9 protein-coding genes are annotated in these 14,317 nt (G+C 33.7%); all 9 read right to left on the bottom strand.

The features are described 5' to 3' along the window. Positions 1–89: 89 nt before the first annotated feature. Entirely contained in the window at positions 90–860 is a 771-nt protein-coding gene (locus ACT29H_RS07390) for a S1C family serine protease (RefSeq protein WP_444820976.1), read from the bottom strand. Continuing rightward, on the bottom strand, positions 850–1,467 hold the full coding sequence (locus tag ACT29H_RS07385) for an OmpA/MotB family protein (RefSeq protein WP_444820975.1): 618 nt from the start codon (positions 1,465–1,467) through the stop codon (positions 850–852). Before ACT29H_RS07385 ends, ACT29H_RS07390 begins: the two co-directional genes overlap by 11 nt. A 908-nt stretch (positions 1,468–2,375) precedes the next feature. Then, positions 2,376–3,977 carry a hypothetical protein gene (locus ACT29H_RS07380; RefSeq protein ID WP_444820974.1) on the bottom strand — a complete coding sequence of 534 codons (1,602 nt, stop codon included), beginning with the start codon at positions 3,975–3,977 and terminating at the stop codon, positions 2,376–2,378. Between the two features lie 2 nt (positions 3,978–3,979). Continuing rightward, positions 3,980–5,368: a hypothetical protein gene (locus ACT29H_RS07375; RefSeq protein ID WP_444820973.1), complete on the bottom strand. Its 1,389-nt coding sequence runs from the start codon at positions 5,366–5,368 to the stop codon at positions 3,980–3,982. Beyond that, positions 5,361–8,483 carry a hypothetical protein gene (locus ACT29H_RS07370; protein ID WP_444820972.1) on the bottom strand — a complete coding sequence of 1,041 codons (3,123 nt, stop codon included), beginning with the start codon at positions 8,481–8,483 and terminating at the stop codon, positions 5,361–5,363. The genes ACT29H_RS07375 and ACT29H_RS07370 overlap by 8 nt, the downstream gene beginning before the upstream one ends. Positions 8,484–8,706: 223 nt before the next feature. Next, positions 8,707–10,203, bottom strand: coding sequence for a hypothetical protein (locus tag ACT29H_RS07365; protein WP_444820971.1), 1,497 nt, complete (start codon positions 10,201–10,203; stop codon positions 8,707–8,709). A gap of 10 nt (positions 10,204–10,213) precedes the next feature. Continuing rightward, positions 10,214–10,663: a hypothetical protein gene (locus ACT29H_RS07360; RefSeq protein ID WP_444820970.1), complete on the bottom strand. Its 450-nt coding sequence runs from the start codon at positions 10,661–10,663 to the stop codon at positions 10,214–10,216. 6 nt (positions 10,664–10,669) lie between these two features. Further along, the gene (locus ACT29H_RS07355; protein ID WP_444820969.1) at positions 10,670–11,971 is read right to left on the bottom strand and encodes a hypothetical protein; all 1,302 of its coding nucleotides are present in this window, start codon (positions 11,969–11,971) and stop codon (positions 10,670–10,672) included. A gap of 920 nt (positions 11,972–12,891) precedes the next feature. Continuing rightward, positions 12,892–14,079: an Lcl C-terminal domain-containing protein gene (locus ACT29H_RS07350; RefSeq protein ID WP_444820968.1), complete on the bottom strand. Its 1,188-nt coding sequence runs from the start codon at positions 14,077–14,079 to the stop codon at positions 12,892–12,894. Positions 14,080–14,317: the final 238 nt, after the last annotated feature.

Genomic DNA, 14,317 nt, shown 5'->3' with positions numbered 1-14,317 from the left:
CCAAAAAAAGGTGGTCCGGAATTAGACAATTTATTAACTTTTAACAGTCAGGTTTTTGGGGGATAGCTAAAAATAAATATTGATTTAAATTACAGAAATCTTTCAAGCCTCAAAAGTTTAATATTAACCGCAAAATTAAGATTTGCTTCACCCATTCCGGCTGTCGTGATTCCAATTACTTCACCTTTCATATTCAGTAAAGGCCCGCCGCTACTTCCATGCGTTATTTCTGTTGTAGTTTGAATTAAAGAGTTATTAAGCCTAAGAGCAGAAACTATACCTTTTGTTAAGGTGCTTTCCAAACCTCTGGGATTTCCAATAGCAAATACGTCCTGGCCTATCTGAGGTTCTTCCTTTGCTAATGGAATAGGATTTTCTATTTTGTAATTTCCAATATTAACCCTAAAGATGATATAATCGTTGTCTTTATCTTTTTCTAGGACTTCAATTATTTTAAATTGTTGTCCATCAAGAGTTTTTATTGATTCCATGCCTTTGTTTGTGCCTTCAAAAACGTGATAATTGCTTACAGCCAAACCATTTTTTGATACGAAAAATCCTGAGCCTTGAAAATTATTTTTGCCATCGGAAGTAATAATTAGGAAAACAGATTTTTTGTACATGTTGTATAGTTCGTTCAAAGACAGCTTACTTGCTGCATTTCTTGATTTGGAATAAGACTCCGGATTTGAGGTTGGTGTCTCGTAGTATAGATTTGATTCTCTGGCAATTGAATTTTTCTTTCGGTAGTTCCGTCTACCAGATGGTGAACAGCCGGAACAGCCCTGTATTGAATGTAAAGAAATAATAAACAAAAAGAAACATGCAATTTTTCTAATATAGACCATTTTAGTTGTCATTTTGAATTTTTCCCATTTTGGGTATAATGTGAATAAGAAACTGTTGGTTTTTATATTCTTCAGCTCCGGAATATTCTCTGATTCCTTCCGTCCCACTACCTGAGATTTGAATTTCGCAATCAGAGGCATTAAAAATTATCCCGTTTGATTTCCAAAAACGGTAAAGGGATAGAGCTCTTTCATAACTTAGTTCAAAGTTTCGTGCATAATTATCTTTTGATGCCATCCCTTCAATTACAACAAGATATTTGATATCGAATTTTTCAAATGAATCTTGGTTTTTGAGGTCGTTTATAAGTGCAAGAATTGAATTGCCAACTTCGATTAAGTAACTAAAATATTCAGGTTTAATTTCGGCACTTCCTTTGTCAAATTGAATCTGTTTATTCAGTTTAAATCTTTTATATTCCGGCTGATATTCGAAGTATTGTTCTGGAAGTTTTTGAACAGCTGTTTGCAGTTCTTGAATCTTTTCTAACTGTTCTTCAGTAGTTTCCAAGTTGTTTTTTAAGTAACCTATAGTTACTACAAATAATACAAGCATTACGAAAAACATGCTTGTCATAAGATCCGAATAACTTATCCAAAAAATATTGTCTTTTTTCATTCGCATAATTTTTAACTCATTGGCCGAATGGAATTCATATGATTTAAAGTTTATATATGTTCTTGTTGTGACAAACTTTTTGGGTCATGCTCGTTTCATTCGTATAAAGATTGTGTGAGTTTATTGCTTGGATGAAACTAGCTAATAAGTAATTTGTTGATTAGATTTTTGCTCATTTAAATAAATAGAATAATTACTTTTAATTAAATCCCAATCTTTATTTTTCCCCTTTTTATTCTGAAGGAACTAAATTAATTAAGTATCTCTAAAAAGTATGTAATGCCTATATTATTGCTAAACTACTTGGATTGTAATTTGTTGTTTAGCAGAGGTATCAGGGTTAATAACATAATCCGATAGAGTAAAAATTAGTTTTTTTCGTCACCATCTTCTAATTGAAACTTGGGGTTGGGGTAATTTTCTTTCATTTCTTGGTTTTAAAATCGTAAATCCAATACAAAATAATTAGCGCCAGATTAAATCCAATAATTAAAAATCCTGCGATAGAAAAAATAAGTGAAGATGGGGTTACAAAATTTACATAAACTATAGAAATTAATATCAGCTCAAACAGTAAGTAAAATTTACTCCCAATCTGATGTGAAAGTTTTAAATAGTTGTTTGTGGTAAACAGAATCAACCAAACGTAGAATAGACCTATTAATGCTCCGCTGCATATCTTCCCGATGAATTTATGTAATGTTGGCAATGAGTCGATAGAATCGAATTGAGAGAGAAGATAGGGAAGATTGAAGAATTGCAGTATTGAATTTTGCCCATCCAATTTTGAATCGAATATATGGGCGTTGTTTATAAATAAATGACCTAACAATAGAATAGGGACAAGTGTAATTGTTAATAAAGACCTTCGCCATAACTGTATTGAGGAGATGTTTTTCATCAGCATGCTAAAAAACTTTTTTTATTACTTTATCTAAGGTTATAGGTTCTGGTTTTTTGGAGGTTTTGTCTTTATTTGTATTTGTTGGTTTATAAGTATTTGAGTTTCGAATCTGAACTTTTTTTATATTTTCCTCTATAGAGTTTAATTTATTTAACAGTACATCGTTTTGTTGAAGAAAATGGATGTTTTTAACCGTAGTATTTATCTCTTTAATTAATTCAAGATTCTCGAGTTGGGAAAATTTGGGAATGGCCTCAGAGTAGGCCTCCTGAAATGCATTAATATATTGGCTAGTAATGTTGTTAAGGTTGCCCTCAATTTCTTTGTAGATTTTATTCAATTCTATTTCGTGGTTTCCGGTGCTTTTATACAAATTTTCAACCATGCTTTCAGTTCTTTTCTGTAACTCACTGATCGCTTCTTCAAAATGGGATTCTGCAATACCAACAGCTTTCATTGCAGAGGCACCGGAATTTTCAATTTTTTCGAAATGGATTGAAAGAAATTTTAATAATTTTTTTGAGTCACTTAATGAAGTTTCAATATTGTTTATAACTCTGTTAATATCTGACGTTCGTTTACCAAATTCTTGAAGCTGAGAAGCGATTTGTTCCATATTAGCCAAGTAATAAGAAAACTGTTTTAGCGTTTCAAGATTGTTTTCAAGTTTTTCGAAAAGTTCAAGATTCCATTTTGAGACTTTATGAACGTTTATTCTATCAATTTTTTCTACCATTTCCAGCTGAAGTTGAAGATTTTTCTCGGTTTTGTCGGTGGCCTCAAGAACATTATCCGTAATTTGCGTGGCTACTCTTGAAAACCTGTCCAAGCTAGCTTTCAATCCCGCAACTCCTGTTTCTTCAGCTTTTATTAGTTCAGGAAGCAAGGTTGCCTGTAGATAGGTTAACTGGCTGTTTTTATCTTTTTGTACGATTCGCTTTGCTTTTTTATAGGCGAATGACGACAGATATGTTGTCATTACTAATCCGCTTAAGCTTCCAAACATAGCAATTTTTACCCCATTGATTAAGGCGTTAATTCCGGACGAGAAGCCTTTCCCGCTCAGCTCTGGCATCGAAAATAAACCAAAGATTATTCCAATCATTGTTGCTGCCAAACCCAAATAGAGTGGAAGGGATATGGATTGGGTTATTTCATCATCCTTTACTTCAATTTCTCTATCAACGATATCCTTGATAATGCTGAAGTTGACTGCAGCACCATAGTTGTTAATGAGATACTTATTAATGGCATTTCGGATAGTTAAGATCGTGTCATTTTTCCCGTTAGTGTCCACCAACGATAATTTTAGAATTTTATTATTATTGGTGATTTGGATTGAATTGTTGTTTGATTCTTCCTCATTCTCAGTAAATACTTCATCAGGATCAAAAGTTGCACTTCCTATTTTTTCTTTTGTGACGATCCCTTTCCTTAAAAGTAACTTTGATAAGAAAACTTTTTTAAAGTTAGATATTTTGTTATAAACTATGACAAAATGATAAAGCTGATAAATAATTACACCTATAATTATAACTATTTCTAAATTATGCCATAGCGTTGAACCGGGAATATATTGGTTGACATCTGTTTGTAAAAATATCATTTTTAGCAAAGTTTTATTTTGATTTTATTATTCGAATCAATTATCCATCGATCATTTTGAAGTGTTACTTTCCCGCATTGCTTTAATTCAATTCTTTTTGCGGTGGAAAGGTTTTCCATATTCTCGATTTCGCAAACTGGTTTTAAATAGGATTCATAGCGATTGATGGCTCTTCCATCACTGTTGCCCGGAATATAGAATATTTCACCACTGGTTGAGGATTCTTCAAAAATAATTTTATAGAAATTTTTCCCATTGTTCGATGTTTTTGCATTTGACAATTTAAAACTGCCATCACTTTCCGGAATTGAAAAATAGCTCGTTACTGTTTTTTTAGAAATTTTTTTATCAGATTTTATACTATCATTGGTCTCTTCAGTATTCGAACCATGATTTTGAGACAAAAGTTGCTCATTTTTTTTTACGAGTTCATACTTTTCATGCAAAAGTTGCTCATTCTTTTGCTGTGTTTCGCGTAGTTTTAAGGTAATATTTTCTAAATCATCTTCGCTCTTTTTTACTTTTTCTTTATATTTATTTTTCTGTTTATGCAGGACATTAACAGCCTTTATGAAATTAAATAAAAATGATGATTTACCGTTCTCTTCTGTATTCAAATATTGGTTATATTCTATTTTAAGAATTGATTTTATTTTATTTTTTGAAATTTTGAAAACTATCAACCCTCCAATAAAAATGCCTACTACCAAAAAGGCGCTATACATTAAATAGGTTTTCCATGGTAGGAATACATAATTTCTTGATAATTCTTTGTTTTTATTATGTCTGTTTGGTTCACTTGGTCTATTTGCAAGAGTGTCTTTTTTGTTTTTTTGATCTGTGGATGATCGCGATGAAGTAAATAAATTGTTGAGAGATTGGTTATATCCTTGAACAATCTTTCTTTTTGTTGCATTCCAATGTACTCTATTATTGATGTTATCCCCGTTTGGGTTTGGAATATGGTCTATAGTTACTTTATCATTTGATCCTGTAATTCTTTTCAACTCAAAAAGAGCACCCACCTCGACGAAATTTTGAATACTATTTTTCAAGGGTTGAAAGATGTTTTTTTCACAGCTTTTCCAATCATATTTAGGATTGGATAAGAAATCACTGAGGAAATTATACTTTAAATTTATAATAGATGTATCATCCTCTTCAATAGACGAGATGAATTTTTTTTCAAAATCATCTTTACCTAATTTTTCTTTGGGGTTTAATGAGTCTTTTGCTGCTTTGTAATCCTTCATATAAGAAAAGATAGCTTCAATAGCAGCTCTTTTTGCCCAGTAATTATAGGCTTCAGTAGAATCCTTGAATTGCTCAATAGCTAAGGACGTTTGTAAAAAAACAAGAGACAAAATTATGGATGTCAAAAATCTATTCATTGTTTGATTTGTTATCGGATAGTTTGAATGACAATTTGTTTAATATACCAATCAGCGGATAGAAAAAGAGAGTTTCCTCTATTTTTGATTCATGGTCATTTTTATGGAAGGCTTTTATACCTCTTATAAGAAAATCTTTTATCCCGCTATTCCTCAAACTTTTAAATGCGTTGTATGCCTCTGTTTGTATTCCAAATTTTGATTCAATTCGAACCGTTTGAATATATTCATCCAAGACAGCATAGAATTTTTTTATGGATTCTTCAATTTGTAGCATTTGCGGATGTTCCAATTCTCCATATGTGGGTGTCTTTTGTATGTCAGTTTCCCTATTTAGCAATTGTCCCCAATTGTCATTTTCGGTCCCACCAATCCAAAATTTAATAGGCAAATCATCAATGTTCTCGTTTATCCCTGCTTTTAGAACTCCTTTACAAGTTATTTCTTTTGGAATGGAGGACAGTTTTATTTGGATAGAGTCATCAGCTTTTTTATTGTAGACCTTTTCAAATATAAATTGAATCATATTTGAAAGGTTATTTAATGATTCTGATGGGTCAATTATTGAGGCGGTTTTTGAAGCCGTACCACTCAAAAGAATATACTTCGGGATATCAATACCGGCTTTTTTGAGGAGATTGGCAGAGTAATAGGTTACTGACCCATAGAATATTAATATAGATAATTTTAACTTCCTGTTTTTTTCTAACAGTCTTGTGAAGCTAAAATTAAGTTCTTTTTCTTGTTCAAGAGCAAATAAAAAATTACAGAAATCTTTCGAACTTTTGCGTTGATTAAGAATGTTTTTTAGAATTAGTTCTTTTTCTGAATCATTTTTTATGACGTTATAAACATCTGTTTTAAACGTTTGAACAAAACCATTTTGTGTCGGATCAACTTTTAGCTCTTTAGAAGGATATCCATCACCAAAAATGGCATTACCGGCAAACTTGAATGAGGAGATAAGTTTTGCTTTTTTGTCATCTTCGTCGAATACGGCTATATCAGATGAACCTCCTCCAATATCAATGGACAAACTCAAACCTTCTACAGAAGATTTATAATATAAATAAGGCGCAATACTTTCCGGGACTTGTATAACCCTTTTGGCAGGTTCTTGCTGGAATATCTTTTTATAAACATTTTTCCACAGTTTATAGAATGTTCCAACTTCATCTTCATTCATGCTAACGGGATAGAACCATATGATAGTTGACAGCGATGGGTCTCCGCCCAATTGCAATGTTTTATAATAGGCTAATGTGATAAGATATTCTAGATATAACTCAATCTTCTTTTCCTCGATCGTATCTGCTAAATTACTCCATTTTAATTCAGTGTTTAGCTCAAAGTAGCGAGGAACTGGTTGTTTTTCAAGAAGAAGGTAATTGTTGGCATCTTTTATTATTTCAACCTTTGTATTAAAATCGGTGTTAGTATTATGGATAAGTGCAGTCCTTAACGGGAAACCTACTTCATCATTTTCTTTCTTTTTTGAAAAATTAAATGGTAAAATTTCTTTCTCAAAGGTACTTACATCCTCTAATATTATGGGGTCAATGGATATATTTCTATTGATTAATGTTTGTAGCAATGGGGTAGGAAAAGTACTGTCAAGAGGCATTGGATCGTTGTTGCCAATTTGGTATTCCATATGTGTATTAGTAGTTCCGAAATCAATGGCAAAATTCACCTTCGATGTTCCCTTAGTTTCTGCCATTTGAGGAATAACATAACCTACGATTGAATTAATTGATATGCCATATACATCAGGTTGATCGTTAACGCTATAATATTTGCTTATTAATTCTCCATATTCGCCACTTGTCCTTATTTTGGGTTTTTGGGGAACGTTTTGGCGTCCGTTTTTTATAGTCAATAATCCTAACTCTTCAACCTTGTCTTCTCTGTCATCAAGTAACCCTATATAATGGGTTATTTTATATTTTTCAGATTTCAAGAAAGGGAAAAAAGCTAGGTGGACATTTAATTGCACAATGTTTTTATCGGCCGAAGAATACTGTTTTTTTAATAAAATTTCTCCCCCTTTAACAGGAATTTTTAGTTCTGCGTCAACATTTCCTCCAGTGCGTTCTTTTATGGTTAAAAATTGTTTGACACGTTCCGGTTTAAAATATTCAAAGAAAGTGGGTGATAAGGGTAAAAGATGTTTTTGGGCACCACAAGTTATAAATTTCGAATCATCGATAGAATAGGGTAGTTCAATGATTTTGTCTTCAAAGAAATTACCGGCGGATAACCAGTAATATTGGTCGTTTTGTATTGGAAGTTTAGATTTGTCAATAGGGTCATTGTTTTTATAAGGGACCTCAGTTTTTTCATCCCATAAAATACCTTTGGTGGTATAGGTCCATTTTTTTGAAAACGGGTAATTGGGCAACACTAATGGTTTTACTTTGTTATTTGAATAATCGGATTGAATAACAAAGTCACTTTCCTCTAATATGTTCTCTGTATCAGTTGGCTGAATTCCAAGTTTTATTCCTAATACTTCACATATGTCATCTTTGTTTTCTAAAACACAACATGCCTCATATTTTGACAAATCATCAGCACTAAGTTCCGCTATTTTTTGTGTTATGTCGCCGCTTAACAGTTCTTTGGCTTTTTCAAGATATTCATAAACTTCGGGGAAATAATGGGCAAATTTCGGTTGTTTGGCCAATGTATAGATATATTCAATAAAGGAGGGTTCTCGTTCGGGAAGAGATGCATATTCATCATCGAAAAGCTTATCATGTCCAATTTGTATTTTTAGTTCTGCTGTCACTTTTCTGACATCGGGTGCGGCGAAAAACATTGTTGCAGGCGACGTTCCCCCAATTATTTTATTTGATTCTCTGTTCAGGATGAAATATAGTTTGTTTGTTTTCTCAAAATTGTATAGGACCTCGTTTTCAATATCCTCATCTTTTACACTATCTTGATCCCAAAACAGAGAAAGTGTTTCAGCATATTTTTTATGGTTTCTTTTCCCATTTTTAATTAGCTCCTTCAATCTTTCTTTTGGATTCCACGCAACAATGCGAATTTTTTTGTAGAATTTGGGTGAAGAAAAGAATAGCTGAGCAACATCAAGAGCATCAGATACCAATTTATGATGTGCTGTTTTTCCGGTTATTTCATTTTCTGCAACCCATTTAAAGGCTGACTTTACTAAATCTATTGTTGCAAAAGGGGTCGGTATGGATGTAGCAACATCTTTCCCTTCTGTTTTTATGGTTCTAAGATGCTCTGAGGTAATAATTCCACTTTTAAACCAACCTGTTTTTTCGGTGGCACCTCCTTCGTGAATTCGGAAAATCCTCTTAGCCATGTTAATCCTCTTTTTTTAATATCTTTTTTTGCTTTAATACTTTTTCTGTCGACCTGCCAAAAATTTTAATAAGTGTGGTATGTTTTTTTTCAGGTGTCGATTTAATATTTTTGTTGGTGATCAATTTACAATTTTCAATATCAATGAATTTAAAGCTTTTTGTTCCTTTTATATCCTTGCCTTTGACTAAATTTAGGGCGTCGTCCCATCCAATGTTTTTGAATGGAATAAAAGCCGGTTTATTTTCAGACATTTCTTCCAACCATTGAATAAAATGTTGGTTAAAAGCTTCTATTTGTATTTTATATTCTGAACTCTCAAAATAATTTTTATCTAGGAATGAATTTTTACTTTTATTGACAAGTTTAATATTGCTTTTTGTCCATCGAGAAATGTTGAGGGCCTTTGGAAGTCCGGTTTTCAAATATTCCGCAAATAGCTTGTATTTCGTAAGTGGCGCTACAATTTCTTTTTGATCTTTTAGGCTCAGATGGTTAAAGTGTATTTCTTCGGTGTCTTCTTCTATTCCGAACTCTTTAACCTCAGTTCTATCGCTCATATTATCGATGTTCTCGATAAAATCGAAAATAGCTAAAGCCCCTGCCATCTCTAAGAAGTGAGCGTTGTTTTTCTGTTCTTTTCCACCTACAGCGTATTCGAAATGTTTGGTGTTTCCTCTGTTGCCAATAAAATAGATCGAATTAATTTTATTGGGTTTTATGATGGTTCGGTTGTAATAGTCGATGGCTATTTTTGCCTTATCTTCAAATGAATCCGAATTAATTTCATCTTTTTTATTTAAAGCAAAGTAGGGTAGGTAGGTGATAGCCCCAATTGGTGCGTGTCTGATTTTGGCACTATTAGGTATATCAATATTTCCACGAAGATTTTTTAGAAGTAATGGGAAGCCTGCTGCACCTGTTCCACCGAAAATCGAATTTATGATAAAGATGGCATCATCATCGTTAAAGGTGGATCCAAACCGCCTAAAATCCTCCGAATCTGTGAATTGATTCAAAACGATAGCACCCATGTTGGGGTTTCCTTTAAATCCCACATTCAAATTGGAATTCAAGTTTTGTTCGGAGTAAAGTAGCCGTGTGAAATTTTTATCATCTTTGGAGGAGGTAAAATCCTCATCAAGGGTGTTAAATCCAATGTAGCTACCGAATGTGTTCATATCAACATCATTCAGTTGAAATTGAAAATAGTCAGGGTTTATTACAAAAGATTTATTGGCAAGTCCATTTATGGTTTTTATTTCCTGACTAAAGAAATCGTCGGGCTGGTTAACTTGGTTTCTGATTTCCTGATACAGCTTTAAGATATCTTTTGTCCTGTTTAAGTCGCCGTTACTGGTATCCGGGTCAATAATTATTGGGATAACAGTGTCGAAATGATTTTTTAATTTGCATCCTGAGGCCAAAAGCATTGTCAGAGCTTTAAGAACTCTTGAGCCTGTTCCTCCAATTCCGAATATATATAATTTTCTTGCCATTGTATTTTAACTAAAAAGGTAAATGAGTTTGAATTTTACTGCCTTGTTTCGAAAGAAAACTGGTTAAAAAACTAATAAAAATACTCAATAAGCTATTTACCAAGGCATATTTAATTGTAAGTGATTTTGCATATTCTTCAAAATTTGATTCGGGATTTGCTAAAGCATCCATTAATTGTTGGTTTCCTGATAAAAATATTTGGTTATTAGCAATTCCCCATGTAGCTAATCCGGTAATTATAACCGTAACAATCAACCATATTAACCAATGCCACCATTTACCATATGGATATTTCCATAGGAAATAAAATCCCAGAAACATTAGCATCGGGATAAAAATGAATATAGAGGCAAGGAGGAGATAGCCTCCAGTATCGTACAATGTGTCAAAAATCAATGTGAATTGAGGGTCATATAGCCCAAACCATACTTCATAAATAGTTGCTATTAAATCATTCATACTGCATTAATTTACTAAGTCGAATTGGAAGGTTGCAATGTAAGATTCTTTATTTTTATATTGATATGCTTCGCAAATACCATCCGTTAAAAACTTAAATCCAAATGTGTGAGATGTATCTCCAATTATATTTCTTTCAGTATCGATGTTGGTCTTTTCTATCCAATCGGGAAGAATGTTTTTTAAAGAAATCTCAAGTTGACAAATAGGATTTTCGTTGGTTGCAATTGTAATGAGATGGGTCGGGGTAAAGTTTAGACCATATAGTTTGATATCTCCAATTCTGGATATTTTTTGAATTGAAAATTTTGAGTGGTTGATAAAATAGTTTGATTTAGTGGTAAGATAAGTGTCGGAAAAAGGAAGGCGTGAATAATCTACCGCTATAGTGAATTGAAATCCTTTACCGTTCCTGTCAGTTTTTACTCCAGTAAGTTTGTTTTTATTTCTTTTATCAAACTTAAAATTGCCAATTTTATTATAAGCTGTCGCTTGATAGGCGACATTTACCTGGCTCATTTTTAAAAATCGTGCAAAATTAGAATATCCATTAAGCGATTTAATATATTCATTGGGGAAATAATCATTTAACAGTTCTGTTTTTCCGAAAATCCAAACATAATAAGGACGGTGCTGTTGCAGTTTTATGCTTCCGCCAGTAGAAGCGAAATATTTACCATCAAAATGTGAGATCAACTTTATAATAATTGTTTGCAAATCGCCTTCATTTAATCTTTCAATGAATCTGCTTCTGGTTTCTCGCCCTTCTGTTGAAAGCTCATTCAATGGTGATGTGGGAGATCCGATATCATATATGCCATCAGAAATAAGAATTGATATTGTGTCTTTTTTAGCTTTTGATAATGCCAGTTGGAACATTGCATTAAGATCGCTTTTGGAAATATCCCCACAATTAAATCCTTTTACATTTAACTTATCTTTTAAATCAGCTGGATTATTTCCTATGTAAGTGATTTTTAACTCTTGTTCTCCGTTAATAAAAAAAAATTCCCGAAGGGTCTTTTCTTCTGCAAAACTTGGTTTTTCCGTTAATTCAGAAACAACATCAACGTATTCTGTAAAACCATTAACAAAACCAAACATGCTCCCCGAATTTTCCAAAAAAAATATTGCTTTCCCAATTTTTCCTTTTGTTTGAATAGGGGTTGCTTTTTGAGCAATTGTTTCAGGTTTTTCTTCGTTTAAAGATGCGGCTGGAGTATTTGATCTATGCCTTCGGCACCCACAACTCGTTAAGTGAGTAACAAAAGTCAGAAAAATAAGACTAAGAAAACAAAGGTTTCTCATTGTATGATTGTCTTTAATTTTGTTATACTTTCTTAAATGATATTGAATTTATAGCTTTTCGCAAAGTAAAGAAATATTTACAAACAGGAATCCATTCGACAAAATGGGAAAGAAAAAAGTCCATTCTATCGATTTCCAATAACTAAATTTATTAGTGCTTATGTGAAAACAAATTTTTCATCTTTGCGAGATTTGTTTCCCTACCACCATTTTTTTGTTGTTTTAAAATGGAAACCAATAAACATTTTATTTGATTTTCGAGTGTCTAAAATTATAGAAAAATCAAAAAATAACATTGAAAAATTGATTAATAGTTTATAGTTTTTGTTGTTTACGTCAAGTGTTATAGGTATTTCTTGTTTTTCAATATCCCTCAACTTACAACTATTATTCATTTAAATATTTGCAAAGCACTAAAATAGATTATTATCGGTAGAGCATTCTGAATAACAAAACTGTCTCGTTCTATGTGATATTGTGAAAGTCTACAGCCCTTGGAGTGACTTTAACGGGTTTGCTGTTGTCTTTTTTCATTAAAAGAAGAAAACAATTGACAGTTTTCACCTCACCCAAAAAATCATTCTTGTCATGACAGTGCCGATTACCTTTGGCTCAAAAACGCAAAGACGCCATGACGCAGAGAAAAAAATAAATATTCAGATGCTGAATGGTTAGATAAAAGAAAGGAAGCCAGAAGCCGGAAGTCAGAACCCGGTTTTTAAAAGAATATAGTTGGAATAAATTGGAAAAAAGCAGAAATAAAGTAGTTTGATTCATCTAAGTTGCTAATAACTAATGACTAATCACTAAAAACCCCTTCTGCCTTCTGCCTGTGCACTTCTGCCTTAGAATTATATACATGTCCTTTTGTGGCAAAAGGCTCCATACAGGTTTCATATTATCAATTTATCCGTTTAGAATTAATCTGCATCGCGAACCAGAAAGACGTAATTGTAGTACCTTTCTGCATCTTCACCGGCCGGACCATTTTCGTCTTTAGTGTCGAAACGCACGGCCCCGGCACCATGAAAATCGTCTCCCTCGTTGTTCACCGCTCTGCCGGCAGCGTAATACCATGCGTAATAATAACCGGGACTGGCAGTGGAAAAATAGGCCGAAGTGCTTGACCAGTAGTAGGGATAATCATCGTTTCCGGCTTCGTTTATAATTTGCGTACACTTGAATAATGCATTAAGAGCCGGGCCAACATTGTCGGCATCGGTAGCTGTAGGCGACCGCGTATAATCGGCAATACTCTGTAATTCTTTAATATTTGGCAATCGCCAGTCGGTGTAGCCTGCCAGTTCCGAGTTTTCTGCATAGGCCAGCGCGTCGGCCCAGTTCATGCCTTCGTCACTATCGTATTGTGACCACATTAATCCGGTAGCGTTATCCGTTATGGTAGAGTCGCCGTTCTCTGTAAAGTCATTGGTTCCGTATGTGTCGCCCCGAACTGCCCGTACATATTTGCCTCCTACCGGACCGGTAGCATTGGCTGCATAGGCTTTTATGTGACCGGTGACATGATTTACGCCAAAAGCCGCATCGGTGCCGCCTTCAACCGTCACACCCACATACTTGTTGTTTGCCCAGTATTGTTCATCTTTAGATATTTCATCAGTTGCCAGGTCAAAGTAATCCATATTGATGTAGGGCCATCCACTTTCGAAGTCACTTATCGAGAAAAGCTCTTTCACCGTTGGCATGCGCCAGTCATCGTACCCCCCCAATTCCAGATTCTCGCAGTATTCTACCGCTTCGTCCCATGTGAAATTTTCTGATGACGGGGTTTGTTGCCACATTAAACCGGTAACATTATCTGTTACGGTGCCGTCACCATTGTCGGTATACGATGCGCTGGTGCCTTTTTGGTAATGTCTATCCTGGCCATAGAGCTCATCGCCTTCGACCAAACCGCTTACCGTTGCTCCATCCGGGTCGTAGGCATCGGTTTGACCCGTGGCCACCAATACGTAATTGTTTACCTGGAGGTCGCTCGTTTCGTTGGTGACTTCCGTTGTCTCATCATCTTCACAACCGGTAAAAAATAACGTTGAAAATAGTATTGCCAGACTTAATGGTTTTAAAAAACAGGATGCTGTTTTCATAATTTTAAATTTTATTACATTGTATTGTTTATTGCGAAATTATTGGTATTCAAATAATTTAGTTAATGGAATCGACAATTGAGAAAAGTTTATCGATAAAATGACTGACTGGATATACCAATCTTTTTTTTTAATTGATGATTGGTTGATTTAGACGAATTGATGGATGGTTTATATTATATTAGGGATATGATTGTAACCCATCAGTTAATCTGTTTCGTGAGGATTGTGGCCTTTT

This window comes from Thermophagus sp. OGC60D27 (assembly GCF_052400625.1).
GTDB lineage: Bacteria > Bacteroidota > Bacteroidia > Bacteroidales > Marinilabiliaceae > Thermophagus.
Note: the sequence above shows the minus strand (reverse complement) of the source record. Positions and strands in the feature narration are given on the sequence as shown.